Annotated in this window: 23 protein-coding genes; 14 read left to right on the forward strand and 9 right to left on the reverse strand. The window is 43.5% G+C overall.

The features are described 5' to 3' along the window. Entirely contained in the window at positions 1 to 1,641 is a 1,641-nt protein-coding gene (locus MJ612_RS03000; protein WP_187029315.1) for an ABC-F family ATP-binding cassette domain-containing protein, read from the forward strand. Positions 1,642 to 1,754: 113 nt separating this feature from the next. Here MJ612_RS03000 and MJ612_RS03005 read toward each other — a convergent pair whose 3' ends face one another. Both MJ612_RS03005 and MJ612_RS03010 read right to left on the reverse strand, forming a co-directional pair. Further along, the gene (locus tag MJ612_RS03005; protein ID WP_187029317.1) at positions 1,755 to 2,009 is read right to left on the reverse strand and encodes a hypothetical protein; all 255 of its coding nucleotides are present in this window, start codon (positions 2,007 to 2,009) and stop codon (positions 1,755 to 1,757) included. A 192-nt stretch (positions 2,010 to 2,201) separates the two neighbouring features. Further along, positions 2,202 to 3,368 (reverse strand): serine hydrolase domain-containing protein, encoded by a 1,167-nt coding sequence (locus tag MJ612_RS03010; RefSeq protein WP_250419039.1) that lies wholly within the window; start codon positions 3,366 to 3,368, stop codon positions 2,202 to 2,204. 204 nt (positions 3,369 to 3,572) lie between these two features. Between MJ612_RS03010 and MJ612_RS03015 the strand changes: the two genes are divergently transcribed. Together MJ612_RS03015 and MJ612_RS03020 are read left to right on the forward strand one after the other, a co-directional pair. Beyond that, positions 3,573 to 4,394: a HipA family kinase gene (locus tag MJ612_RS03015; RefSeq protein WP_250419040.1), complete on the forward strand. Its 822-nt coding sequence runs from the start codon at positions 3,573 to 3,575 to the stop codon at positions 4,392 to 4,394. Beyond that, positions 4,372 to 4,755: a DUF3037 domain-containing protein gene (locus tag MJ612_RS03020; RefSeq protein ID WP_187029320.1), complete on the forward strand. Its 384-nt coding sequence runs from the start codon at positions 4,372 to 4,374 to the stop codon at positions 4,753 to 4,755. The genes MJ612_RS03015 and MJ612_RS03020 overlap by 23 nt, the downstream gene beginning before the upstream one ends. Before the next feature lie 167 nt (positions 4,756 to 4,922). Here MJ612_RS03020 and MJ612_RS03025 read toward each other — a convergent pair whose 3' ends face one another. Both MJ612_RS03025 and MJ612_RS03030 read right to left on the reverse strand, forming a co-directional pair. Further along, a complete protein-coding gene (locus MJ612_RS03025) occupies positions 4,923 to 7,370 on the reverse strand; it encodes a TonB-dependent receptor domain-containing protein (protein ID WP_187029322.1) in 2,448 nt (815 codons plus the stop codon). Positions 7,371 to 7,770: 400 nt separating this feature from the next. Beyond that, positions 7,771 to 9,327, reverse strand: a complete 1,557-nt coding sequence (locus MJ612_RS03030; protein ID WP_187029324.1) for a protein adenylyltransferase SelO — start codon at positions 9,325 to 9,327, stop codon at positions 7,771 to 7,773. Between the two features lie 328 nt (positions 9,328 to 9,655). On the opposite strand from MJ612_RS03030, the gene MJ612_RS03035 reads away from it, so the two are divergent. Beyond that, positions 9,656 to 9,856, forward strand: coding sequence for a hypothetical protein (locus MJ612_RS03035; RefSeq protein WP_187029326.1), 201 nt, complete (start codon positions 9,656 to 9,658; stop codon positions 9,854 to 9,856). Positions 9,857 to 9,898: 42 nt separating this feature from the next. Here MJ612_RS03035 and MJ612_RS03040 read toward each other — a convergent pair whose 3' ends face one another. Both MJ612_RS03040 and MJ612_RS03045 read right to left on the reverse strand, forming a co-directional pair. Beyond that, positions 9,899 to 10,318, reverse strand: a complete 420-nt coding sequence (locus MJ612_RS03040; protein ID WP_187029328.1) for a hypothetical protein — start codon at positions 10,316 to 10,318, stop codon at positions 9,899 to 9,901. A 205-nt stretch (positions 10,319 to 10,523) separates the two neighbouring features. Next, positions 10,524 to 10,859, reverse strand: a complete 336-nt coding sequence (locus MJ612_RS03045; RefSeq protein ID WP_187029330.1) for a hypothetical protein — start codon at positions 10,857 to 10,859, stop codon at positions 10,524 to 10,526. Between the two features lie 320 nt (positions 10,860 to 11,179). Here MJ612_RS03045 and MJ612_RS03050 point away from each other — a divergent pair, with 320 nt between their 5' ends. From MJ612_RS03050 to MJ612_RS03080, 7 genes are all read left to right on the forward strand, one after another. After that, a complete protein-coding gene (locus MJ612_RS03050; protein ID WP_187029332.1) occupies positions 11,180 to 11,875 on the forward strand; it encodes an Ig-like domain-containing protein in 696 nt (231 codons plus the stop codon). A gap of 136 nt (positions 11,876 to 12,011) precedes the next feature. Continuing rightward, entirely contained in the window at positions 12,012 to 12,557 is a 546-nt protein-coding gene (locus MJ612_RS03055; protein ID WP_187029334.1) for an RNA polymerase sigma factor, read from the forward strand. Beyond that, a complete protein-coding gene (locus MJ612_RS03060; protein WP_187029336.1) occupies positions 12,547 to 13,992 on the forward strand; it encodes a hypothetical protein in 1,446 nt (481 codons plus the stop codon). Before MJ612_RS03055 ends, MJ612_RS03060 begins: the two co-directional genes overlap by 11 nt. Positions 13,993 to 14,149: 157 nt before the next feature. Beyond that, complete coding sequence (locus MJ612_RS03065; RefSeq protein WP_250419041.1) at positions 14,150 to 15,037, forward strand: hypothetical protein; 888 nt, start codon at positions 14,150 to 14,152, stop codon at positions 15,035 to 15,037. A gap of 218 nt (positions 15,038 to 15,255) precedes the next feature. Further along, entirely contained in the window at positions 15,256 to 15,675 is a 420-nt protein-coding gene (locus tag MJ612_RS03070; RefSeq protein ID WP_187029338.1) for a DoxX family protein, read from the forward strand. A gap of 98 nt (positions 15,676 to 15,773) precedes the next feature. Beyond that, a complete protein-coding gene (locus MJ612_RS03075) occupies positions 15,774 to 16,640 on the forward strand; it encodes an aldo/keto reductase (RefSeq protein WP_187029340.1) in 867 nt (288 codons plus the stop codon). Between the two features lie 134 nt (positions 16,641 to 16,774). Next, on the forward strand, positions 16,775 to 17,389 hold the full coding sequence (locus tag MJ612_RS03080; RefSeq protein WP_187029342.1) for a protein-tyrosine phosphatase family protein: 615 nt from the start codon (positions 16,775 to 16,777) through the stop codon (positions 17,387 to 17,389). Between the two features lie 110 nt (positions 17,390 to 17,499). Here the strand turns inward: MJ612_RS03080 and MJ612_RS03085 are convergent, their stop codons facing one another. After that, positions 17,500 to 18,369: an SDR family oxidoreductase gene (locus tag MJ612_RS03085; protein WP_187029344.1), complete on the reverse strand. Its 870-nt coding sequence runs from the start codon at positions 18,367 to 18,369 to the stop codon at positions 17,500 to 17,502. Positions 18,370 to 18,903: 534 nt separating this feature from the next. On the opposite strand from MJ612_RS03085, the gene MJ612_RS03090 reads away from it, so the two are divergent. The 3 genes from MJ612_RS03090 (at position 18,904) to MJ612_RS03100 (ending at position 21,457) form a co-directional block, all read left to right on the forward strand. Next, the gene (locus MJ612_RS03090) at positions 18,904 to 20,058 is read left to right on the forward strand and encodes a zinc-dependent alcohol dehydrogenase (RefSeq protein WP_187029346.1); all 1,155 of its coding nucleotides are present in this window, start codon (positions 18,904 to 18,906) and stop codon (positions 20,056 to 20,058) included. Between the two features lie 11 nt (positions 20,059 to 20,069). Continuing rightward, positions 20,070 to 20,588, forward strand: a complete 519-nt coding sequence (locus MJ612_RS03095) for a hypothetical protein (RefSeq protein ID WP_187029348.1) — start codon at positions 20,070 to 20,072, stop codon at positions 20,586 to 20,588. A gap of 467 nt (positions 20,589 to 21,055) precedes the next feature. Continuing rightward, the gene (locus tag MJ612_RS03100; protein ID WP_187029351.1) at positions 21,056 to 21,457 is read left to right on the forward strand and encodes a DUF6717 family protein; all 402 of its coding nucleotides are present in this window, start codon (positions 21,056 to 21,058) and stop codon (positions 21,455 to 21,457) included. An 11-nt stretch (positions 21,458 to 21,468) separates the two neighbouring features. Here the strand turns inward: MJ612_RS03100 and MJ612_RS03105 are convergent, their stop codons facing one another. Further along, positions 21,469 to 22,539, reverse strand: a complete 1,071-nt coding sequence (locus MJ612_RS03105) for an AI-2E family transporter (RefSeq protein ID WP_187029353.1) — start codon at positions 22,537 to 22,539, stop codon at positions 21,469 to 21,471. Positions 22,540 to 22,718: 179 nt separating this feature from the next. Next, positions 22,719 to 25,265 (reverse strand): excinuclease ABC subunit UvrA, encoded by a 2,547-nt coding sequence (uvrA, locus tag MJ612_RS03110; protein WP_187029355.1) that lies wholly within the window; start codon positions 25,263 to 25,265, stop codon positions 22,719 to 22,721. Positions 25,266 to 25,450: the final 185 nt, after the last annotated feature.

The raw sequence follows: 25,450 nt of genomic DNA on the forward strand, positions 1-25,450 counted from the left end.
ATGATCTCAGTTGATGCAGTGGCAGTAGAGTTTAGCGGCTCTACGCTCTTTAGCAATGTTTCTTTTAATATCAATGAAAATGACAGGATTGCCTTAATGGGCAAGAACGGTGCAGGAAAATCTACGTTGCTTAAAATTATTGCTGGCGTAAATAAACCTACACGCGGTAAAGTATCGGCACCGAAAGATGCCGTGATTGCTTACCTGCCACAGCATTTGTTAACAGAGGATAATTGTACTGTGTTTGAAGAAGCATCTAAAGCTTTTGCTAAAGTGCTTGATATGAAAGCGCAGATGGATGAACTTAACGCGCAACTGGAAACCCGCACGGATTACGATTCTGATGATTACTATAAACTGATTGAGCAGGTATCGGAACTCGGTGAAAAATATTACTCCATTGAAGAGATCAACTTTGATGCTGAGGTGGAGAAAACCCTGAAGGGTCTTGGCTTCAGCCGCGAAGATTTTACCCGCCCTACAAAAGAGTTTAGTGGTGGCTGGCGTATGCGCATTGAGTTAGTCAAGATACTGTTGCAGAAGCCTGATCTGATTTTGCTGGATGAGCCTACAAACCACCTGGATATTGAATCTATTCAGTGGCTGGAGGATTTCCTGGTGAATAATGCCAAAGCCGTGATCGTGATCTCACACGATAAGACCTTTGTTGATAATATTACCAACCGCACCATCGAGGTTACAATGGGCCGCATCTACGACTATAAGGTAAACTATAGCCAGTACTTGCAGCTACGTAAAGAGCGCCGGGAGCAGCAGCAGAAGCAGTACGATGACCAACAAAAAGAGATAGCCGAGATACAGGGCTTCATAGATCGTTTTAAAGGCACTTATTCCAAAACGCTGCAGGTGCAGTCGCGGGTAAAGATGCTGGAGAAGATGGAGATAATTGAAGTGGATGAAGTGGATACTTCTGCATTGAACCTGAAATTTCCGCCTGCCCCACGATCTGGCAACTACCCGGTTATTGCTGAAAACCTTAGCAAAAACTATGGTGACTATACAGTATTCAGGGATGCATCCTTAACTATAGAACGCGGAGAAAAAATCGCTTTTGTAGGGAAGAACGGTGAAGGTAAGTCTACACTGGTAAAAGCCATCATGGGCGAGATCGACTTTGACGGTAAACTGCAGCTGGGGCATAACTGCATGATCGGATATTTTGCTCAGAACCAGGCATCTCTTCTTGATGAAGAACTGACTGTTTTCCAGACCATAGATGAAATTGCCGTAGGCGATGCGCGTACACGAGTGAAGGATTTACTAGGTGCTTTTATGTTCAGTGGAGATACCATCGAGAAGAAGGTAAAAGTTTTATCAGGTGGAGAGAAAACACGTCTGGCTATGATTAAGCTGCTGCTGCAACCTGTAAACCTGCTGATCCTGGATGAGCCTACCAACCACCTGGATATTAAAACAAAAGATATCCTGAAAGATGCGCTAAAAGCTTTTGATGGTACGCTCATACTTGTATCCCACGACCGTGATTTCCTGGATGGGCTGGCCAACAAGGTATTTGAGTTTGGTAACAAGCGCATCCGTGAGCACTTCGAAGATATCAACGGCTTCCTGCGCAACAAGAAGATGGAGAACCTGCGTGAGATCGAAAGAACTGCTAAATAATATTCTGCAGTAACTATAGTTAGCTAAGATAATAGTATAAACAAAAGAAGCTGCCTGGTAAGGCAGCTTCTTTTGTTCTATCAGGTTATACTTTAACCTGCTATCGGTAAGGATTAATCTCTGTCCTTATCTTTTTCTCTCTCGTTTTCTTTTTCTGTTTCAGCATCTACCGTTTTAGTACGAGTAGTGGTGTCATAATCTACTACAGTTTCTGTTACTTCATATTCTGTAGCCACTGAGTCACGGTCCACTACTACACTATTGTCTTTATCACCTTCGAGGCTTGTTTCACTTTCTTTTTGTCTTTCGCAGGCAAACATACCAACTGAGCCTAGTACAAAAATGCCTGCAACCAATATCTTTTTCATCGTTTTGTCATTTAGTGTTACATCTTCAGTACAATATCTGCTGCTTCATGCAATAGATGCTATACTTGACTTTAATACGAATTAAGAAACATAAAGGGTTTAAAAAGAACAAATTAATAGCTTATCTTAAGTTGAAATAATACTACTTTAAAGCTTAGCCTGAACTAGCCAATAAGTGATGCCTGTTCAATTTTACTTACCTTTTTCCTGCATGGCTGTCACTAACTTAGCCATATCTAATAAATAAGCATATGAAGAGCGTTTAAGCAGGCGGAAATTATCGGTATTAAATTGTATACCCATGGCTATGTTCATATCAGGAAAGTAAGCTGCATCAGAAATATAACCCGGAAACCAGCCACTGTGTCCGTAACTATACTTGGTAAATCCGGTTGGCCTTATTTGCATACCTAAACCATATAAATGGTCTCTTCCTGTTTTAGCTGGTACACCTTGCGTTATCGCTTCGCGGCTTTCTGATGTTATAGCTTTAAAGTTATAAAAACCTTTAGCCCAGGTAGCAAGATCTGAAGCACTGGAAACAAAGCCGCCGCCAGTCCATTCGAATTGTGGGCTGAATGCCATCTCACCATTTTTAACCATTGGTCCATGAAAAGGGAAGGGGGAAGTAGGATTGGAATAACCAACTGCAAAGCGTTTATAGTTACGCTTAACTGATGGCTCGGTGGCTGAAAGTTTGTACGGTTTTATTACATGGGTATTAGCCATGTCGTACATAGTTTTACCACTTATCTTCTCTAAAATATAGCCTAATAGTATGAAGTTTGTATCAGCATAGCCCCAGCCTTTACCCGCTTCAAACAAAGGTTTCCGGTCAAAGATATAGCTCAGGATTTCAACAGGTTTCCAGGTGTGTGTGGGATTTTGTTTCAGACGCTGCATAAAGTCACCGAGCTCATAATATTCTTCTATACCTGATGTATGGTTCAGCAGCATGCGCATTGTTATACTTTGAGCATTCGGCAGTCGTGTAAACCATTCTTCATCCCCAATATATTTTTCAATCTTATCATCCAGCTTAAATAATCCCTGTTCATGAAGTACCATCGCTGACGCAGCAAAAAGTGTTTTACCATTACTACCGGAAAGCATTCTATGGTCAGGAGACATTTTGATTAAGCCTGTTGAGTCGGCAATGCCTGTGGCAATGGCAATTTTATCGCCATCCGGAAGTATGACAGTAAAAGTAGCTCCCGGAAATTTGTTTGCCTGCTGAAGAGAGTCTAGCTTGGCCTGTAGCTGCTGTTTAAGCTGAGCTTTCTGTGCTTTTGTTTGTGCAGTTACTGTACCACTTATACAGATCAGTACAAGCAGGAGGCGTAGATAATAGCTTTTCATATAGCTTTTCATAGTCTTGAGTTTAGGTGAAAGTATAAATTTAAGAAAAGAAGCAGCTTTTATACTATCCTCTGTAACATGATTCTTGTGATATGCTTCTTTAAAGAAGTTATAGTTGATATACCTTGTTAAACCTAAAATCTCAGAAAAACGATTTAACTTTCCGGTGAGTGCAACCGTTGGCTGTAACTATAGTTTCTGCTGATGAGCAAATTGAATAGCACGTGTATGATAAATGAATCTCAAATCAGAACCGTTCAGGTAGTCCGGTATGTAACGCCACTGCGCGAAGGTGGTTCGTTGCCTGCTATCGTGGAAGCCGACGACGAGTTTATGTATGTACTAAAGTTCCGGGGAGCGGGGCAGGGGATAAAGGCATTGATCGCTGAACTTATCTCCGGTGAGATTGCCCGTGTACTTGGCTTTCGGGTACCAGAAATAGTTTTTGTAGAATTAGATGAGGCTTTTGGCAGAACCGAGCCCGACGAAGAGATACAGGACCTGCTGCGCGCCAGCGAAGGCCTGAACTTAGGCCTGCATTATCTTTCTGGTTCGATAACGTTTGATGCGCTGATCACAACCATAGATGAAAGGCTGGCGTCGCAGATTGTGTGGCTGGATAGCCTGGTAACCAACGTAGACCGCACTCCGCGTAACACTAACATGCTGATGTGGCATAAACAACTATGGCTGATCGATCATGGAGCATCACTGTTCTTCCATCATGCATGGCAGAACTGGGAAGAACAAGCCAAGCGACCTTTCGGACAGATAAAAGACCATGTACTACTGCCGCAGGCCACCGAACTCGATGAAGTAGATACAGCGTTTAAAGCTATACTTACAGAAGAACGCATAGCAGCTATAGTAGCACTTGTTCCCGATGAGTGGCTTGCAACAGTTGAGTCGCCGTTTGAAACCGTAGAAGAGCACAGGCAGGCATATGCTACGTTTTTAAATACACGCATTGCACATTCAGAAACCTTTATCAGAGAAGCGCAACATGCAAGGAAAGCACTTATTTGAGTATGCTGTCATCCGGGTGGTGCCTAGGGTGGAGCGCGAAGAGTTTATGAACGTAGGGGTGATACTTTACTGCCGCGATCAGGGCTTTTTACATTCCCTGTTTAACATAGACCATAACAGGTTACAGGCTTTTGCTGCCGACCTGGATATGCAGGAACTACAGGAGCGGCTTCAGGCTTTTGAGCGCATCTGCTGTGGCCGTAAAGAAGGTGGAAGGATTGGAGAGCTAGGTATAGCTGAGCGTTTCAGGTGGCTTACAGCTGCCCGCAGTACCATTGTGCAGACCTCCCCGGTACATCCCGGTTTATGTACCAATGCTTCCGAAATGCTGGACCATTTATTCCGGCAACTGGTACTATAGCACAATAAAAATTGAAGTATAAACACAAAGGCCGCCCTGATTACAGGGCGGCCTTTGTGTTGTAGCGAAGCCTGTACGGTATACTTGCAGCTTATACTTTAAAGGCAGCTACTACAGTTAAATAACGGTGCAGGTAAGCAGTATATTATCCTGCCAAAACATTTTTTTTAACTGCCCGCTCTGTTCTTTTCTTCTTCGGCACCACCAGTGCGGCGGCGGGCAGGTGCTGCCTGAGATTTACCAAAGCGGTAGTTAAAGCTCAGGGTTGCTACACGCGAATCTCGTTTCTGATAAAAGTTCTCTGAATAATCGCTGGTGGCAGTATAGCCGTATGTTTTGTTGGTAAAGAAGATGTCGCTGACGTTAAGTTTCAGGCTGGCCTTTTTATCCCAGAATTGCTTCTGCACACCTGCCGACATAAACCAAATCGGATCAACATCCATGAAACCGTACGCTTCGGCTCCACGGAATACTCCGATTAACTCTGCTGACCAGCCTTTTGAAAGATTTATAGTATTGTTGGAGTTGATATTAAAAGATGGCTGACCATTGTGCAGATTGGTGTTTGCCAAGTCGCCACGATACAAGCTATAGTATAGTGTACCATTGTTTACACTGTTAAACCAATTGCCAACTGAAAATGGTAATGTTACCGACATAGCATAGTAGTCATTTTGAGCAAGGTTCTCAAAAGTCTGCTCTACAATTTTACTACCTGGCACTTCCGGCTGTAACACCTGCACCATTACATCTGACGTATGGCTATAGCTTAATTTTGTAACGATACGCTGATCAAAAGTATGAGTAAATTCAAAAGAGTACGAGGTCTCAGGTTTCAGGTATGGGTTACCCGATGAATAAGTACTTGGGTCCAGGTAGTTCTTAAATGGGTTCAGCTGGTTATAAGATGGCCTGTTTATTCTGCGGCTTAATGATAAGCCAAAATCATGTTTTTTGCTCAGGGTATAACCCAAAAATGCACTCGGGAAAAGCTGTGTATAGTTACGGTCAAATTCACGCTCATCCTCATCAACAACATCAGCTAACTGTTCACCTTTTGAAATGGTATTCTCTAAACGCAAGCCTACTTGCAGGCTCATTTTCTCCCATTTTTTAGAAGTATTCAGGTAAGCTGCATTTATGTTTTCATCATACAAAAAGTGGTTACTCTTGTCTGTCTCGAAAACGTTGCCACCGTTACTTCTGTCATAAAACTCCAGGTTATTGTCCGCACTTACCAGGCTGCTTTTAAAGCCTGCATCCAGCTTTCCGTTTATACTTTTTAGTGGCTGTGTGTAATCCAATTTTGCTGATTGTATGGTTAGTTTACCATCCAGTGTGCCATACAATAATTCAGGGGCCTTTTTTAATTCTCCTGATGGTAAGTAGGTTTTTGTTGTAAAGTCCTGCTCATCTGAATTCTGATAGGCAATGTAGTCTAAGTCTCCGCTTAATTCGCGGCCGGTGCTGTCTATGGTATGCTTAAAGTTAAAGTTGATGCCCTGGTTGCTGCGATCGTGGCCGGCAATGGCACTTGTAATAAAAGTTGAATCAATTTCTCCCTGGCTGTTAAGACCAGCAGCCCGGTTGTAATTAGTTCTGTCAATGTCTGTCAGGTAGCCGCTGGCAACAACGCCAACTATAGTTTTAGGAGTTACATAATAGTCGGCACCTACACGTACATTGTGGGTGTTAAAATTAAAGTCGAACCTGTTGCGCTGGTCGTAATTGCCGGTAAAGTTCTTTTGTTCATCATAAAAAGTACGGTTGATGTTCAGGTTTGTGAAGTCATCACGGTTTACAAAATTATAGTTACCAAACACGTTAAACTTTTTGCTGCGGTGGTTCAGCTGTAAGCTTTGGTTAGTTTTAAACTTCTCTCCGTAGCCAAACGATGAGGATAATGTTCCGTTGGTGCCCAGGCTTTTATCGCGCTTTAGTTTAATATCTATGATTCCGGAATTGCCTGCTGCATCATACTTTGAGGAAGGGTTCGTGATCAGTTCGATCTTATCTACAGAGCTTGCCGACATACCACGCAATACATTTGCCAGCTCACTGCCAGACATCGGTACCTGTTTGCCGTCTATCATCACGATCACGTTTCCGCGTCCACGCATGCTGATGTTGTCGTTCTGGTCAACGGTAACGCCAGGTGCTTTTTCTAATACCTCCAGTGCCGTGTTGCCTGCAGCTGTAATGCTGTTCTCCACATTCATTACTGTTTTATCCATGTGTTGCTCAATCAGCGGCCGCTGACCTTCCACTACCACTTCTTTCAGGTTGGTGCTGTTTTGTTGCAGTACCAGGTTTTCCAGTTGCACAGCACCGGAGCTTTCTGTAAGCGTTATTTCTTTACTCATAGCTTTGGCATAACCAACCATGCTAGCAGCTACTTTATACTTGCCGGCAGGCAGGCCTTCAAAAAGGAAAGCGCCCGACTCTTCCGATAACATGCCTTTAACCAGCGACGAATCTGCTGAGCGGAGCAGGAGCACATTGGCATAACCTACAGGTTTCTTTTCATTATCGAGTAATAAACCTTTTATACTTGCTTGCTGCGCGCTCAGGTTCGTGAACATCAGCAGCAAAAGTGGTAGTAATAATTTTTTCATGGTTTTATTTTGGTTATAGTGATAGTTGATTTCAGGTTTAGGTAATTGTTTTGGTCTTAGCTTTTAGAAAACCGCCATACCAATACTTGTGCCATTTGTTAAAATCCTTATAATGAATAAGTTGCATGAGTAGTGGCACTTTGTTGTTTTAACCTGCTGTCTGATTTCGTACAGCAAGCCGTCTGAAAATGGACAGTGTGTGAAATATTTATTTTTTAAAGTACGATTACTTTCGTAGGTAAAGAACGCGATAATTTTTTAACTGGTTGCAGCTTTGCAAAAGGTTTAACAAAATTTTAACTAAAATCTAATTCTGACAGGTAGATAGGCTTTAAACTATGGCCAATAAAAAAGCCGCTCTAGTTACAGAACGGCTTTAAAAGTTTTATAAAAGCTAAAATTAGGAACTACACGAGAGCATAGAGCAGCCTGCTTTCTGGCTTGCCCACTCCGGACGAGTCTGGAAGAACTCATCAAACTTATCTGAGTAAGGTTCTTTCATGGCTTCCTGTAGCTTCAGGAACAGCTGGTTTTCACCTTTCTCCAGTTCTTCTATGGCCTGGTGCAGCAGGTAGTTGCGAAGTATAAATCGTGGACTGGTTTTACGCATCAGCTCCTGCGATGCTTGTCTCGTGATCGTATTCTTGTTCAGTCTCTCCAGGTAATTCGTAATCAGCGAAAACAACTGCGCGCTTTCTTCCTGTGTCAGGTCGTTATATAAACTGTCTTTAAAATGATCCTCAACTTCCTGAGTACTCTGTACAAATAACGGGAGGTCGGTGAGCATCTGGAAGAACATGGTCATGTCTGGTTTAACAGCAGCTAAGGTTTGCTCAAACTGCGTGATCAGCTCAGTGTCTTCGTTCGTTACTTTGTCAAGCCCCAGCTTATTGCCCATCATTTGGTAATATTTACGCCAGTAAACGTCCTTGTAAGTATCGAGCGCCGCGATAAGTTTATCTTTCTCGGCTAACGGCAGTAATGCAGCTGCAAGGCAACCTAGGTTCCAGTATCCTATGGATGGTTGTTTTCCGAAGGCGTACCGTCTGCCGGGCAGGTCAGTGGTGTTAGGGGTAAAGTCAGGATCAAAGTCGTCTACAAAAGAGTAGGGGCCATAGTCTATTGTTAAGCCAAGTATAGACATGTTATCGGTATTCATTACGCCATGCACAAAGCCTACACGCTGCCACTCTACCATCAGGCTGGCTGTGCGTTCCACTACTTCAGTAAACCAAGTAAGTACTCTATCTTCGCCCTGTATATGCGGGTAATGACGGTCAATGGTCCAGTTAACAAGCTGTTTCAGGTTCTCTGTATCTTTGCGCGCATTCAGCATTTCGAAGTTACCAAAGCGTAAGAAGCTAGGTGCAACCCGCATTACGATAGCTCCTGGTTCATAGGCAGCATTTCCGTTGTAGAACATGTCGCGCAAAACGGGCTCACCGGTAGCAACCAAACTTAAGGCACGCGTAGTTGGCACGCCTAGGTAATGCATGGCTTCGCTCATCAGGTATTCGCGCACCGAAGAACGCAACACCGCACGGCCGTCTGCTCTGCGTGAATAAGCCGTTGGACCGGCACCTTTCAGTTGCAGTTCTACCGTTTTACCGGTAGCAGTTTCCCATTCTCCTAAAGTAATCGCACGGCCATCACCCAGCTGACCAGCCCAGTTACCGAACTGGTGACCTGCATAGCAGGCTGCATAAGGGTACATCGTATCAGCCACATAATTACCGCCCAGAATATCAACTTCCTGTTGTTCAGTCGGTTCCTGAATTCCCAGTTCATTAGCCAGTTCATGAGACCAGGCAAGCAAAGTTACTTTCTCAACCGGGGTTGGTATTGCTTTGCTATATAAGACACCCGGTGTCTGGCGGGGCTGTAAATTGCCGCTGTCATCGCCTGGAAAGGTGTTTACAAATTCTTTTTTATAGTTTTTTGAGCGTAGGCTCTTCATAGGTTTCATGTTTATAATGTAAGTATAGCTGACAGAGCAAAAGGTTGTGGTTTATACTTTGTCAGCATCCTTTCTTAACAATATTGTAACCGGAATAGTTGAGATTTTGCAGATTCTTTCACTATAATTCCTGAATAAATAAGGAGATGAAAAAATCTTAGTTAAGGTATAGCAAAGTATAAATTTTAAGACAAAAAAGCAGTTAAGAGCGTTTATACTTTAATGGCTGATCTTGTTTAGCTTGCTCTTAAAAGAGAACATTAGCTGTAGTACATCCAATATAGGGTGCTTGCCGTATCAAGTAGAAATTGAAATAAAAGAACAGAATATGGAAAGCAATAGCACAAATACATCTCTACAAAGCCTGATCCACAATCCTTCGCAACTGGCAGATATCATTAAAGACCCAGCCAGACACGGATTGGATTTTTATAACGGACTTTCAGTTAAAGAGAAACAATACATTCTTTTTGCTGCAGCTGCCGGGCTTATCGGGTATGCCATTTACCTGGGCAAGCAAAGCGCTTAATCAGGAAAGGAATGAAGGTACAGGTCATATACCTGTACCTTTTTATTTTTTGCCTTTACCTTTCTTGGCTTTATTTCTTTCTGTTTTGATCTGCTTAAACTCTTCGTTTGATACGGTAACTGTATAATATATTTCCGTCAGAATGGTAAGGTCAGCATCAAAATCGTAGGTAACAGTAAGTGCAAGCTCTTTATTCGGGTTTAGCACATATTCGTCGCCTACCTTATCATACACCTGAAACTCATATTCGCCTTCTTCCAGTTGTTTGCTGCTGACACGGGCCAGGCAATCGCCGGTAATCACCAAAGGCTTATCCAGTTCATCAACAAAATCGAATGGCTGGTAGTATTTACCGTCTTTCCTGTGTGTGATGTATTCGATCTTATCAAGCTGTAACTCTATACCTTTGTTGGCATCGTCTCTTTTAGCTTTTATGTCGTGTATGTTGCCTGTTAATCTCATGATGTTGCTCGTTGCTGAAGTATAAACCTGTACTATACCTGTAACTATAGCCTTTATGCTTTACCTGCGAAGATAAGAACTATAAATGTAAACCTACCCACTACAGCTTAACCTGTATACTTGTTGTTCGTGTGGCAGCACCGCCCTCCAATAAAAAAGACCCGGTTTTATCCGGGTCTTTTGTTTTATAGTTGTAAGTATAAACTTACTCTTTTTCGTTTCCTAAGTTCTCTTTACTCTTGTGGCCTTTTAGTGTGCTGGCGTTTGGCTGGTTGTTACGGAACTCTTTATCAGAGCTGTCGGAGCCACGGGTGGTAGTAGTCGGGTTTGCGTTAGAACCCTGTGGGCTGTTCTGGTTTGGTGTATTTTTGCCATGCTTTGCACCACCGCTGGTTCCTTCACGACTTGGCTTGTTTTCGCCGCGTGTGTTATCAGCACCACCGGCTACACCTTTTGTCTGTGTGCCCTGGCCTAAACCGCTCACACCCTGGCCTTTTCTTGAATTAGGATCTTCCGAGATATTTCTATTATTGCTACTCATCGTTTGTCTTCTTTAGGTTAGTTGTACATTGCTAATTTTACCTGCAAATTGCTACAGGGTAGTTTGTTGTACGCAAAAAGCCAAAGTGAAGGTTAAAGAAAGTACTTTGGTACAACGTGAAGGCTAAGGCCCATTTAAAGAATGTGACACAGGGTAACCTGCTTAATTTCATTGTTTTAGCTTAACTTCTAGGAAGCTGTTTTATGCTTAAAACTGAAGTATAAATTGTACCAATATTTAAGCGTATTATTTTTATTTTCTCCGGGCAACCCTTCTTTCAGTCGCCCTGTCTTACCATCAGAACCGATACCAGATATCTCATGAAAAGATATTTTACTATAATCAGATTACATCTATCGATGATCGGCTTCCTAATGTTGTGGGGCTGCGATAAAACTTCGGATGATGTTATCCCGATTTCTTTCCAGGAGTTTAAACTGTACCCGGATGATATCTTTATTGTAAACAGCAATTCGGATTGGATCACCAGGCTGGACCCGCTCTCTAATGATAGTGTAAAGACGGAAGTAACGGTAACCTATACGCAGCCGCTGCACGGAGACCTGTTTCCGGAATTTGACGGGCCAGGCACAATGGGGTATAAGCCAGATCCTGACTTTATTGGCATCGACAGCCTGGAATATACCGTTTGCGGTGGCGAGATATGTACAACAGAAAAGATCAGGCTAATTGTTGAAAAGCCCAATGACCCAACTACCTGCCAGACAGTTTTAGTAGGAGAGACGCTGGAAACAACTGTGAATACATCCAAGCAATTAAGGATATTCGAGAACGACATTGTTTGCTACAACGATACGTACGGCGGTACCACCATTTATAGTCCGGAGAAAGGAACCTTTGAAACCATAGATTATTCCGGTAGCTACAAAAACACGATCTATGTGTATTACCCGCCTAAGGATTATGTAGGAGAAGACTCTTTCCGGTACCGGGTTTATACCAGCCGCGACCGCTCAACTTATCAGGAAGCTATTGTAAGGGTTACTATTAAATAAGATGGGCAGCACGGGATTATACACCGGATGTTGTTTATACAGCACCTTAAAAGCCGCAGGTTTATACCTGGGGCTTTTCCTGTTTCAAAGCTCGAATCAGGCAAACATAAAAAATAACCTATAGCTATCGGAGAAAGTGTACTCGGAGGAAGAGATCATAGCAGGCTGTATAAAGGAGAAAGCATCTTTCCAGGAAAAGCTGTACCAGCTTTACTCCAGGCGGATGATGGCTGTTTGTATGCGGTATACAAAATCGAGGTTCGAGGCCGAAGATATCTTTCATGAAGCCTTTGTAAAGGTATTTAAGAATATCAGTACGTATAATGGCGGCTCTTTTGAAGGATGGATGCGTCGGATTTTTGTGAATACTGCTATTAACCATTACCATAAAAACCACCGCTACCAGGTACAAACCGACTATAGTACCGTGGAAGAGATCATACCGACTGAAGAAGATATTATCAGTAGTATCTCGGGGCAGGAATTAATGACATTGATTAGCCAACTGCCCGAAGGATATAACCTGATTTTTAACCTGTATGTGGTGGAGGGCTATAACCACCGTGAGATTGCCGAAATGCTGAACATTGCTGAAGGCACATCTAAATCGCAGCTGGCGAAAGCTAAAAGCTATTTAAAGAAAATGCTCCTAAAACTCTCAATTTCAGAAAATGCTGACTGATAAAGAACAGGAAGAAATACGGCGAAAATTGCTGGGGCTCGAGGAAGAACCACCTGCCGACGGCTGGAGCAGAATTTCTGCTGATATAAAACCAGCCAACAAGCCACGACCGGTCTGGTGGCTTCTGGGTGCTGCTTTGCTCTTGCTGCTCACTACAGTAGGAGTTTACCAGTTAATTAAAAAAGAGCCAGGATCGGGTAGTGCTCCGCTTGCCGGTAAGTATAAGCAGGAAGAAGTTACACCTGGAGCAAGGGCTAATAATAGTGACCAGAGAAGTATAAGCTCAGGCTCAACTACTGGAGAGACAGCCACCAGAATACCTCAGCCAGAAACTCCTCAGTTAGAAGATCAGAACAAGATAAAACACAGTGAAAGCACAAAGCAGTTAACAACAAAAGAAGTTATAAAAAGGAATGAAGCGCCAGCTGAAAGTATAGTTGAACCAGCAAAACCAACTATAGTCGCTGATTATAAGCCTAAACCTGTACCAATGCCTGTGGCTGTTACAGCTAAAAAAGATTCGGTACCTGAAGATGAAAAGTATAAGCAGGAAAGTATAGTTGCTAAGCCTGCTAACTACTCCGATGTGTCAGATGTCGGGTTAGTAGGTAATGTTCCGGAAGTACAAAACAGCGAAGCAGTCCCTTTTCCTGATTCTTTGCTGCTGGCTCTGAAACCAGATACAAGCTTAATCAAAAAGCCTGCATCAGATAAAGAAACTGACACACTGAATAAACACAAGGAATGGTTTATCGACCTGACATTCTCGCCACGGTATGCCTTCAGATCCTTTACGCCAACTACGGCAGATGATATTTATATCACCAGCATCAAAACCGGTACTAAACTGGACCCTGAACGCATGGGCTATGAGTTCGGGTTAAACGCCGGAAAAATGGTCCGGCCTAAAGTATACCTCGAAACAAGTCTGACAGCGATGAAGCTCCGGGAGAACCTAGCCTATAACTTTACAAACGGAGAGGTAGATACTTTGATCAAAACCAGGTTAAGCGATGGCTCTTATAAAGCAACACCTGTTTATGTAGTGGGTGAGCGTCAGCTAAAAAGTTCTTTTGTGTATGGTGGTTTGCGGGTAGCAGTATCTTATTTCTTCCTAGAGAGTACCCGGAGCAGGTATAACCTTACATTTGGAGGAGGAATGAATTTACTGGTGAAAGGCCGTACCAGGGTATATCATAATGGAGAGCTTACTGAAACAATCGAATTTCCATCGGATAATAACTTACTGGAGCAGCGCAACTATAACCTATTGTTTGGAGCCGGCTATAACACCACCCTGCATGATAAGTATGAGCTGATGCTGATGCCTAACCTGAATTACTTCCTGGGATCTACGTATGGGGAGCGGGAGCCTTTCGGGTTGCGGCCGTACACATTGGGGCTCAGTATTCAGGTGCGCCGCAGGTTTTATTAAAGTATAGCCCGGAGGTACATAAGTAAAAAATACATAAAGAGTCATGACCTAAAAGCATGGCTCTTTTCATTTAAAAAATACTTCAAAATATTTTCTGTTTCGGGCAACGGTTTTAAAACCAAGCTGGTCTTCTTAGTAAGTAAACCAAAATAAACCTATGAAAGTAAATCAGCTTTTGCTTATGGCAGGTGTAGGCCTGTCTGTCTTCTTAACATCCTGTGATAAAGAAGATGTATTACCGGTTATTGATACGCCTCCGGCCACAGGAACGCCAGGAGGCGGAACAGGATCAGGAACGCCACCGGCTACGCCTCCTGCTACACCACCGGTTACTCCAACACCACCGCCAACAAGCCCAACTACACCGCCAGTAACAACGCCTCCTGCACCCGTTACTGCAAGCAGCTTGCTAAAGCAATTGGGAAGCAGGCAATTTAAGTACGATGCCCAGAACAGGCTGGTAGAAGTAGCTTACCTGCAGCAGGAATATCTTGGCTTTAAAGTAGTGTATGAAGGCGACAGACCAGTGCGGTTAAATAAAAATACAGGTGGCTGGGTAATTTATACTTACGAAGGCGATAAGGTAGTGGAAGCAACGTCATATTACGGCGAGGGACTGGTGAATTACTGGTACAAGTTTGAATACAGTGGAAATTTGCTTGTAAAGAAAACTTCTATAAGCTACGCCCGCTCCGATGAAGGGCAATTAGGAGTTGCAACGTATAAGTACGATGCAAACGGTAATATTATAGAGTATGCAGTGCGCTGGTCTACTAACAGCCAGGAAGCTAATCTGAGTAATCCTTCTTACATAAGATGGGGCAGTTATGACAGCCAGCCAAACCCGGAGCCATATATAAGCGATGGCATTTATTTACCTGGCGTGAAGTGGTCTGTAAACAATCCAGGTTACAGAGATCCGGGTTATGGCAAAGAAATCTTTAGCTACATCAGGCATGATTCCGGAATGCCGATGAAGCGCTATACTAAACTGGAGGCATATCCGCATGTGCAGCCATCTACTGATGAATATAGTTACTATTAAAAAGGCAGCAAATCCTTAAAGCTAAAAGCTCACTTTTCTAAACCTGGGGAAGTGAGCTTTTTTGTTTGTAAATGCTTGATTCCGAGATTTATGTTGAGTGTATTTGAATAAGTGTTACTAACTTTATTTATATACTATTCGTTCATAGTGCTATGTAAATATTTTGCTTACAGCCTACAGTAAAATCAACTTATTCTATCAACTATAACTTTAAAACTATGGACGGATTTTTAGGAAGATACAGCCCGCATTTATATGCCATATTGCGTATTGTGGCAGGACTTATGTTTGCCATGCACGGTTCTCAGAAGTTGTTTGGCTGGCCGGGCGATGGTAATACTGTAGAACTTGCGTCGCTTTACGGTCTGGCAGGTATTATCGAATTGGTAGGTGGCCTGATGATCGCTTTCGGATTTCTTACCGATTGGGCAGCATTTATTTGCAGTGGTGAAATGGCTGTCGCTTTCTTTATGGCCCATTTCCCTCAGGGGCCAATCCCGCTCCTAAACCAGGGCGAGCTTGCCGTGTTGTACTGCTTTCTTTTTCTATATATGGCTGCCCGAGGTTCCGGTATCTGGAGTGTAGATTCCTTGTGGCGCAGAAGGCCGGTTACAACAACTGGTCACCGATTTGCTTAGCTAGGGCAGCTCTTTAGCTACATTACTGGCTTATTCTTTAACATGCGCAGGTTACTGCCGTACAATCAGACTTTATTCAAGTGCAAACAAACTTAAGTATGGCAGAAACAACTTCGTTCAAGAAAACATTTACAATTGGTAACGACCTGGAAGTAAACCGTATGGGCTTTGGGGCTATGCGCATAACCGGCGAAGGCATCTGGGGGCCACCTAAAGACAGGGATGAAGCGATCAGGGTATTGCAAAGAACAGTCGAGCTAGGTATTAATTTCATCGATACGGCCGATAGCTATGGCCCCAATGTATCGGAAGAGCTTATTGCAGAAGCATTGTACCCTTACCCAAAAGATTTAGTCATTGCTACTAAAGGAGGCCTGACCAGAACTGGTCCTAACGTATGGCCTATTAATGCGCATCCGGATTATCTGCAGAGGGCATTGGAGGGCAGCCTTAAACGTTTAAAGCAAGACAGGATTGATCTGTACCAGTTGCACCGCGTAGATCCGGAAGTACCGTACGAACAAACCCTGGAGTTTCTGCAACGGGTACAGGAAGAAGGCTTGGTTAAGCACATAGGTTTGTCTGAAGTAACGATAGAGCAGATACAAAAAGCGCAGGAATATTTTGAAGTGGTTTCGGTGCAGAATAAGTATAGCGTAGACTTCAGAAAGTGGGAGGAAGAACTGGATTTTTGCCGAGAACAGAACATCGCTTTTATACCATGGAACCCGATTAATGCTGGTAATGTGGGTGCCCTGGATACATTACAGCAGGTAGCTCAGAAGTATGAGGCCACTGCCCACCAGATAGCCCTGAGCTGGCTGTTGCACCATGCCTCTAACATCCTGCTCATACCTGGTACATCAAAAGTGAAACACTTGGAAGAGAATTACAAAGCTGCAGATATTGCCTTATCAGAAGAAGACATCCAGACGTTGAATACTATTAAGCAATCAGAGAAATAAAGATTTAAACATCAACTTATATGAACCATCCTGTTAAGAGCAGGATGGTTTTTTTATATAAATAACTTTATTTTTTATTTTTTTAATCAAATAAGAGGATTAGCTATATTGCATAGTAAATTAACTATATAGCTATGAGCAAATTTAAACTATTAATGATCTGGTGCCTGGTTCTAGGCATGCTGACTTCCTGTAGCAAAGATGAAGAAGGTGCTACCCCAAACACGGCAGAAGATTACTGGCCTACCACAGCAGGCTCTACTTGGAACTATGGCGGAATGTCGCCTTATACAGCGCGGGTAACAGGTAACACAAAAGACTTTGAGGGCAAAACCTATCGTGAGTTCGAAACTCAACAAGGGAATACAATAAACAAATCTTATCTGTTAAAAGATAAAGATGGTGTTTACAAAGCTATAGGCTTTATGCCTAACACTGGTGAAGTTGAGATCACATTTCTTAAACCAGAGAGTGCTGTGGGTAAGCCATGGGTACAATCGTTTACTATGAATGGTGTGCTTACAACCATCACCATGTCAATAGAGCAGAAAGACATAACTAAAACGGTTGAGAATAAAATATATGATAATGTCGTAAACGTAAAAGCAGTTTATACTTACTCCTATATGGGCCAGGATCTGGGAATAGAGTTTGTGGTAAACTATTACTTTGCAAAGGGAATTGGGCTTATACTTACCGACTTGGGTGAAGAAGGTTCTATACCATTGCTTTCTTACGATATAAAATAATACAAGGTAATTTTCGATAAGCCAACTACATCACTTAGTGATTTATAACTTCAGCCTGGCTACTATAGCCAGGCTGAAGCTTTACCAACTAACTTGTTCAGGTATAAACATCAGGCCATTACCACCCATTTTTGAGCGGTTTCAATAGCAAAGTCTTCAAATCGCCGTGGGGCATGGCCTAGAACTTTAGTAAGCCGTTCTATATCTTCAGACGTAGCTTTTAAGCCATAATTCTGGAAGAATTCATACATCAACCGGAAGTCAAACACCATCCAGGATGGCAAATATTGCAAAGACTGCTGCTCCCAGGCATCCATGTCATCGCCTCCATATTTTATAGTTGTACCTAGGGCTTTACTCCATACTTCGGCTGTATGCTGACCCGTCTGTACTTCAGGCCCCACCAGGTTATATGTTTCTCCTTCATGGCCACTGGTGGTCAGGGCTATCACGGCTGCTTCTGCTATATCACGGACATCTACACGAGAGATACCGGTATTGCCGATGGGCTGCGGGTAAATGCCATACTTCAGCATAGCATCTTTGTACCAGTAATCATTCTGATAGAAGTTGTTTGGACGCAGCAGTGTATACTCCATGCCTGATGCTTTAATGGCTTCTTCTATCGGAAGCTTGGCGCCAAAGTGCGGCAGGTACACCGCTTTTTCATAATCATGCACCGACATATAAACAAAACGCTTCACGTGAGCCATTCGGGCACCGTTAACCGCAAACAGCCCCTCACTTGTTTCAGTGGTACTGACCGGGTTAACCATAAAAACACCCTCTATGTCATTAAATACAGATCGCACCGTTTTGGGATCAAGAATGTCACCAACAACCGGCTCAACACCTGGTGGTAAGGTCTCCGCTTTTTCAGCACTACGGGTTAGCACCCTTACATGCACATCACGAGCCAGCAGCTCTTTAACAGCCTGAGATCCTACTGTTCCTGTTCCACCTATTACAAGGACTTTCATAATAAACAAACTATCAGTAATGATAAAGTAAAAGCTGAGAGGGACACCTGCTTATGGGCAGGTAAGTAAACCTGGAGGCATAAACTATAACAGGTTGTGCCTATTATAACCCCTTTAAATAGTCAAAAGTATAAGTTTGCCTTTAAATATTTATATACGGAATTAATTGTTTTATTGTGTGCCTTTTAAGACATAGTGTGCTTTTAACTGGTAAACAAGCTTATGGATAGAGCAGGTAGAACAGCTGAGTAAGTAAAAGGTACAGGATGTGAAGTATAAATTGAGCTAGTTAAACTACCAAAGTACACCGTTTTTCAGGTACTGTGTTCTTATCAATATATCTTTCATTATCGCTAAAAATTGGATTATCTAAATATTTAGCTATGTATTTATTGTCCTTTTTTGTGAAACCTTGATATTGTAATAGAGTACTTAATGTAATATAATTCTGAACAGTCGGGTTTTGAACTGACTGAAACAGGATCTGAAATGCAATTTATTTTGCTATGTCTCACATTAACTGAAAACAAACTTATGCTGGCAATGAATTACCGGGGCCCGAAACGGGTCCGTATCGACCACAAGCCCATGCCTGAGATACTGCACCCCGAGGATGCTATCGTTCGGGTTACACGTTCCTGCATCTGCGGTTCTGATCTGCATCTTTATAATGGCAACGTTCCTGATACACGCGTGGGCATGACCTTCGGGCATGAGTTTACCGGTGAAGTAGTTGAGATCGGCTCTGAGGTTACTAAACTGAAAGTAGGCGATAATGTGTTGGTGCCATTCAACATTTCCTGCGGGCGTTGCGCCTTCTGTAAGCAGGAATTATATGGCAACTGTCATGAATCTAACCCACAGGCAACAGCAGTAGGAGGTATTTTCGGTTATTCGCATACTGCCGGTGGCTACAATGGCGGACAGGCAGAGTATGTTCGTGTACCGTATGCCAATGTTGGGCCAACCATCATTCCGGAAGGTATGGACCTTGATGATGCGGTATTGCTGACAGACGTGGTACCAACAGGTTACCAGGCAGCCGAAATGGGTGGTATACAGCCCGGAGATACGGTAATGGTATTCGGAGCTGGCCCGGTAGGTATTATGGCTGCCAAATGCTCCTGGCTGTTTGGTGCTGGCCGTGTAATTATTATCGATGAGATTGATTACCGCCTAGAGTTTGCCAGGAACTATGCTCAGTGCGAAGCTTACAATTATAAAGAGATAGGGGACCTGGCTGTGTTTGCCAAGAAAACCACAGACTCATTAGGGGCTGACGTATGTATCGATGCCGTAGGTGCGGAAGCAACCGGAAACGCAATGCAAACTATAACCGGCAGAAAGTTGCTGCTGCAGGCAGGCTCGGCTACAGCGTTACATTGGGCCATTAACTGTGTTAAAAAGGGTGGTATTGTTTCGATAGTTGGTGTTTACGGACCTACTGATAACCTGGTGCCAATTGGTAATGTGGTAAATAAAGGTATAACCATACGCGCAAACCAGGCATCGGTAAAACGCCTGCTTCCTAGGCTTATTGATCACGTAATGAACGGTGTTATTAATCCGAAAGAGCTTATCACACATCGCATTCCGCTGGAAGAAGTAGCCGATGGCTATCGCTTGTTCTCTGCCAAGCTGGATAATTGTATCAAACCGGTTCTTATTCCGCCATCAGCCAGAATTTAACTTATACTATCATGGAAGATAACAGACCATTCGAAAATAAAAGAGGGGGAGACCACTCTCATATAAAAGGTTGGGGTATAGATGCGGATCCGAAAAATGATCCTACATACCCAATGAAGCGACGTACCAATGAAGAACATAAAGGCTATACCTGGGAAAGGCCAACGCAGCAACCCATTAATACTGAAATACTGCATTCTATTGAGCGGCCTAACGTAACAGCTGTGTTTGGTACATCCGTACCCTTAAGCGGATTAAGCGGTATGATACGGCGCATGGCCTTTAAGAATAGCGAAAACGAGTATAGCCACTGGTTACCGCTTATTTTGGCAGACCGTGTAAATGTTGTGGAAGGTATAATTGAAGATTTGACGCATGGTAAGTTCCCGAACATTTTTGTGGAAAAAGGCTACAAAGCTGAGTGGAAGCACGATAAGATGGGGCTGTTTGCAAAGTTTGCCATAGCAGCTGCCATTACCGCAGGCGCTGTAATGCTGCTTACCCGCAAAAACGAAGACGACGATTATTAAACTTAATTATCAGGCAGAAAAGGCAGCTACTAAACCAGCTGCCTTTTCTTTTGAGTTAACATATAACTTAAACAAGACAAGTATAACTACTATATATTGTTGAGTACGTAAAAGTATAATCCTTCAACTTTATACTTAGCACTTTATGAAATATGCACTAATTCTACATTCCGAATTTCATCATCCCAACTTCTGGGTTTGTTTCGCACTTGCAAATACGATGGAGAGCCTTCAGAAAAACCTTTGTTATGATCCTACAGTGCAGCTTATGCTTCACAAAGGTTTTTACAAAGGTAATCCGGTTAGTGAAATTAAGTTACCCAGCTGTGGCTCCGGTAGTTTTGCCAATTTTATAGTTTGTGAGCTGGAAGCTCCGAAAGGTATGGATATAAGGTTCGAATTGTAAATACAGTTTATACTTACAGCAGGAAATAGAACTTAGCAAAGCACCAGCTTGTTTTAGCTGCATGTTACTATTACTATCTGTTATACTTGCTGTTACACTAATGCCGGGATCGCAAAAAGCGCCTTCTGACAAAGCTATATTTACTTTTTACAAAGAACCCCACGGTACCTGGTATATCGATCTGCCGGATTACCCTGGACCTAAAGGCGACCTGGCTATGGTAGCCGGAGCCGACGATATGCTGGATTACCTGGCAAGAGGGGAGAAACGTGTTAAAGTAGAGATGAGTGAGGCACCTTTTAACGGAGCCCTTGAAATGGTACGGGTGAAAAAGGATGAACCGGGAAGCGGGGCCTACTATAAACCGGTAAACCATCACATCCAGTCTGTATGGCTCTGCGATGTTACTCTTTATGCGTTAGGTAAGTTTCCGGAGAAAATATACTTCCGGGCGGTGGAGTAGTGTTTACACTTTTACTTCTCCAAAGCTTCCATCTCATCTTCCTCTTTACCTAAAATATAGCCATAGGGTGTCAGGTGCGGGATACGATCAACTATAACTTTAAGGCTTGCAAAAATCGGGACAAACAACACCATGCCGGCTACTCCCCATAACAGGTTACCAAGCAAAATAACCATGATAGTTGCCAACGGATTAAGCTTAACTCGGGAGCCGGTAATGTAAGGCGTAAGCAGGTTTGCTTCTATCAGTTGCAGTATCATAAAGAAAACAAGTACCAGTACAGGTTGCCATAAAGAATCTCCGGTAAGCAAGGCAAAAGCAATCGGGAAAGCAATTCCAACAAAAGATCCGAAGTAAGGCACAATGCGAAGAATAGCTGCTATAAGGGCAAACAGGATAGCATGATCCAGGCCAATCGCCCAGAAGCCTAGTGCATACACTACAGCCAGAATAGAGATAACCGTAAGCGTGCCTTTCAGGTAATGGTGGATGATCCTGGACATCCGGGCGAACATTACTTTCGATGCCTTCTGACTGTCAAATAACTGGAGCTGTACCAGGAAGTTCTGAATGCGCTGCTGGTAGATCAGAAAAAAGAAAGTATAGGTTAAGATGATAAAAATGAACAGCAGGATAGAGAGTATTTCTATTACGGCATCCCGAACACTTTTAAAAATTGCTTTGGCAATATCCGGTTTCTTTTCTTCTATGATCTTTTCCTGCTCTGTTGCCGAGAGTTCAGTGGTTTTATAAACGAGCCATTGAAGTCTTTTTGTCCGTTCTTCCACTTTCTCTTCCAGCCTCGGCAAGTCTGACTGCAGACTCCTGACCTGGGTGATTACTACTGTAAACAACACTATCAGTACAGTCAGTAAAATAAGTATAGAGATAAGGGCAGCTACAGGTTCTTTAAAGTTACGGCGCTGCAAACGCTGAACCATGGGGTAAAGCAACATCGAAAAAAAGGCAGCAATGGCGACAGGTATAAGAAATGTTTTGCCTAAAAACAGGAGCAGCGAAACCAGCAACATAGCCAACAGGCCTTTAATAAAACTGTTTAAGTTAATCTGTTTTGTCTCCATTGTTGGTGATGAGTAACGCAAATGCTTAAAGGATGTTTTTGGACCTGAGCAGGAGCTTTGCCTATACTTATACTATAAAGTATAAATGCATTCGTAATTGGTTTATCAACTGCCAGTTAAGGTATGAGGCATCTGAGGTTATACTTTACTGTATGATCTATACTTTGGTAAATAACCTATCAGGCTCCTTCTAATAATTTCCTGAGAAATGGAGCAGTTTTACTGGCTTTCACTTTAGCAACCTGTGCCGGCGTTCCGGCTGCTACTACATGACCGCCATCTTCCCCGGCTCCCGGGCCAATATCAATTACCCAATCGCTTCCTGCTACCACCCGCATATCGTGTTCTACAACTATAACGGTATTGCCAGCTTCCACTAGGCCATCGAGTTGCGTGATCAGTTTTTCCACGTCTGAAGGATGCAGGCCAGTAGTAGGTTCGTCAAGTATATAAAGGGTATTTCCGCGTTGGGATCGTTGCAGTTCAGTGGCAAGTTTAATGCGCTGTGCCTCACCCCCGGATAACTCTGTAGCAGGCTGTCCTAATCTTAAATAACCAAGACCTACTTCGCGCAATACTGTCAATGCCCTGTGTATAGCCGGTTCTTCATCAAAAAAAAGCCAGGCAGCATCTACCGTCATATCTAAAACTTCTGCTATGTTTTTGTCCCGATAGGTTACTTCCAGTGTTTTAGCATTGTATCGTGTGCCCTGGCAAACCGGGCAGGGAGCATATACACTTGGCAAAAAAAGCAGTTCTACCATCACAAAGCCTTCGCCCTGGCAGTTTTCGCAGCGGCCTTTTGCTACGTTAAAAGAAAATCGTCCAGCATCATACCTTCTGGACCTGGCTGTTTTAGTTGCAGCAAATAACTTGCGTACATGATCAAATAACCCGGTATAGGTAGCCATGTTGGAACGGGGTGTTCGGCCAATTGGTTTCTGGTCTACGCGCACAAGCCGTTTTATACTTTCTATACCTTCAGTTATATGTCCGCCACTCTGTAAAGGTGTTGCACGCTCTAATTCATCGCCTTCTTCCTCTTCTGTGGGCAGTTCATGGCCTAGGTGCGTAGCTACTAATTCAACCAATACCTGGCTTACCAAGCTTGATTTTCCTGAACCGGAAACGCCTGTAACAGAGGTAAAAACACCAAGCGGAAATGCAGCATCCAGGTTATGTAAGTTGTTGCGGGTTACACCACTTAAACGTAGCCAGCCGGCTGGTTCTCGGGGAGTACGGTTAAAGGAATTATACTTTCCAAACAAGTAAGCACCTGTTTTAGAGACATTAATATGCCTGAGTCCTGCTGGTGGGCCACTATACAAAATCTCACCGCCCTTTTCGCCGGCATCAGGACCTACGTCTACAATCCAGTCAGCATGCCCAATTACTTCCATGTCGTGTTCTACCACAAACAGCGAGTTGCCTGCTTTCTTCAGTCCGTCTAAAGCGGTTAACAAAGCCACTGTATCAGCAGGATGCAGACCTGCAGAAGGTTCGTCGAGCACATACACCACTCCGAACAAATGAGAGTAAAGCTGGGTTGCTAATCTTAAACGCTGCAGTTCTCCCGGTGAGAGGGTAGGCGTACTTCGCTCCAGCGATAAATAACCTAAGCCCAGATCAAGCAAAACCTGTATGCGGGCACACAGATCTGCAGCAATGCGTTGCGCTACAATTGTTTGTTCCGGGTGCTCGGCTTCCTGCTTTTTATGACCTGTATCCTTCCCTTCAGCAAACGGACGTAGTATAGTCTCTACGCGTTTCAGCGGCAGTCTTGATAGTTCAGTAATGTCGTAACCTGCAAATTTAACAGACAATGATTCTGGTCTTAGGCGCTTGCCCTGGCACATAGGGCAGTCTGTGCTTAACATGTATTGCATTACCCGCCTTTTCATGAGCGGGCTGTTGGTGTTGGCGAAAGTATGAAAAACATGGCGGCGGGCACTGGTAAAAGTACCCATATAGTTAGGCTCTTCTTTGCGCTTTAATGCACGCTGTGTTTGCTCCGGGGTATAACCGGGGTAAACGGGTACTACGGGCTGTTCTTCTGTAAACAAAATCCAGTCCCGGTCTTTCTGAGGAAGGTCACGCCACGGGCGGTCCACATCAAAGCCAAGTGTTACAAGAATGTCGCGCTGGTTCTGACCACCCCAAGCGGTAGGCCATGCCGCAATTGCTCTTTCCCGTATGGTCAGAGAATCATCAGGTACCATCGATTTTTCAGTTACTTCGTAGATCCGCCCAAGTCCATGGCAGGTCGGGCAGGCACCTTCAGGAGTGTTAGGTGAAAAGGCTTCGGCATAGATAATGGATTGGCCCGGAGGGTAATCACCAGCACGGGAATACAACATGCGCAACAAATTAGACAATGTGGTAATACTGCCAACTGATGATCGGGTTGTAGGTGTGCCGCGCTGCTGTTGCAGCGCCACTGCCGGAGGAAGGCCCTCTATACTATCCACTTCAGGCACAGCCATCTGGTGAAATAAACGGCGGGCATATGGCGATACAGATTCCAGGTAACGGCGTTGTGCTTCAGCATACAATGTGCCAAAAGCCAACGATGATTTTCCTGAACCGGACACACCCGTAAACACTACAAGCGCATCACGGGGAATGGTTAGATCTACATTTTTTAGATTGTGTTCCCGGGCACCACGCACACTCACAAACCCGGTAAAATTTTGATTAGTTATATCTTCTTTCGAACCTTCAGCCATACGCAAGTGATAAACAGGTAATCACTATTATTTTGGGGTATTTACTGGGAAGGAGAGATAAAGTTTTAAACGAACTGAAGCAGGAAGATTTATACCTTAAGCGAAGTAAGTAATGCTTGTACTCTTAAGTGAAATGTAAGCTTTAGTAAAGTTCATGCAGCTCTGATGATGTCGGAATTTCTTTG

It is taken from the genome of Pontibacter deserti, assembly GCF_023630255.1.
Taxonomy (GTDB): Bacteria; Bacteroidota; Bacteroidia; order Cytophagales; family Hymenobacteraceae; genus Pontibacter; species Pontibacter deserti.

What these genes read in the sequence shown, in the direction of transcription:
- MJ612_RS03000 (WP_187029315.1), top strand. Translation starts at nt 1, where the DNA reads ATGATCTCAGTTGATGCAGTGGCAGTAGAGTTTAGCGGCTCTACGCTC.
- MJ612_RS03005 (WP_187029317.1), bottom strand. Translation starts at nt 2,009, where the DNA reads ATGAAAAAGATATTGGTTGCAGGCATTTTTGTACTAGGCTCAGTTGGT.
- MJ612_RS03010 (WP_250419039.1), bottom strand. Translation starts at nt 3,368, where the DNA reads ATGAAAAGCTATTATCTACGCCTCCTGCTTGTACTGATCTGTATAAGT.
- MJ612_RS03015 (WP_250419040.1), top strand. Translation starts at nt 3,573, where the DNA reads ATGAGCAAATTGAATAGCACGTGTATGATAAATGAATCTCAAATCAGA.
- MJ612_RS03020 (WP_187029320.1), top strand. Translation starts at nt 4,372, where the DNA reads ATGCAAGGAAAGCACTTATTTGAGTATGCTGTCATCCGGGTGGTGCCT.
- MJ612_RS03025 (WP_187029322.1), bottom strand. Translation starts at nt 7,370, where the DNA reads ATGAAAAAATTATTACTACCACTTTTGCTGCTGATGTTCACGAACCTG.
- MJ612_RS03030 (WP_187029324.1), bottom strand. Translation starts at nt 9,327, where the DNA reads ATGAAGAGCCTACGCTCAAAAAACTATAAAAAAGAATTTGTAAACACC.
- MJ612_RS03035 (WP_187029326.1), top strand. Translation starts at nt 9,656, where the DNA reads ATGGAAAGCAATAGCACAAATACATCTCTACAAAGCCTGATCCACAAT.
- MJ612_RS03040 (WP_187029328.1), bottom strand. Translation starts at nt 10,318, where the DNA reads ATGAGATTAACAGGCAACATACACGACATAAAAGCTAAAAGAGACGAT.
- MJ612_RS03045 (WP_187029330.1), bottom strand. Translation starts at nt 10,859, where the DNA reads ATGAGTAGCAATAATAGAAATATCTCGGAAGATCCTAATTCAAGAAAA.
- MJ612_RS03050 (WP_187029332.1), top strand. Translation starts at nt 11,180, where the DNA reads ATGAAAAGATATTTTACTATAATCAGATTACATCTATCGATGATCGGC.
- MJ612_RS03060 (WP_187029336.1), top strand. Translation starts at nt 12,547, where the DNA reads ATGCTGACTGATAAAGAACAGGAAGAAATACGGCGAAAATTGCTGGGG.
- MJ612_RS03065 (WP_250419041.1), top strand. Translation starts at nt 14,150, where the DNA reads ATGAAAGTAAATCAGCTTTTGCTTATGGCAGGTGTAGGCCTGTCTGTC.
- MJ612_RS03070 (WP_187029338.1), top strand. Translation starts at nt 15,256, where the DNA reads ATGGACGGATTTTTAGGAAGATACAGCCCGCATTTATATGCCATATTG.
- MJ612_RS03075 (WP_187029340.1), top strand. Translation starts at nt 15,774, where the DNA reads ATGGCAGAAACAACTTCGTTCAAGAAAACATTTACAATTGGTAACGAC.
- MJ612_RS03080 (WP_187029342.1), top strand. Translation starts at nt 16,775, where the DNA reads ATGAGCAAATTTAAACTATTAATGATCTGGTGCCTGGTTCTAGGCATG.
- MJ612_RS03085 (WP_187029344.1), bottom strand. Translation starts at nt 18,369, where the DNA reads ATGAAAGTCCTTGTAATAGGTGGAACAGGAACAGTAGGATCTCAGGCT.
- MJ612_RS03090 (WP_187029346.1), top strand. Translation starts at nt 18,904, where the DNA reads ATGCTGGCAATGAATTACCGGGGCCCGAAACGGGTCCGTATCGACCAC.
- MJ612_RS03095 (WP_187029348.1), top strand. Translation starts at nt 20,070, where the DNA reads ATGGAAGATAACAGACCATTCGAAAATAAAAGAGGGGGAGACCACTCT.
- MJ612_RS03100 (WP_187029351.1), top strand. Translation starts at nt 21,056, where the DNA reads ATGTTACTATTACTATCTGTTATACTTGCTGTTACACTAATGCCGGGA.
- MJ612_RS03105 (WP_187029353.1), bottom strand. Translation starts at nt 22,539, where the DNA reads ATGGAGACAAAACAGATTAACTTAAACAGTTTTATTAAAGGCCTGTTG.
- uvrA (WP_187029355.1), bottom strand. Translation starts at nt 25,265, where the DNA reads ATGGCTGAAGGTTCGAAAGAAGATATAACTAATCAAAATTTTACCGGG.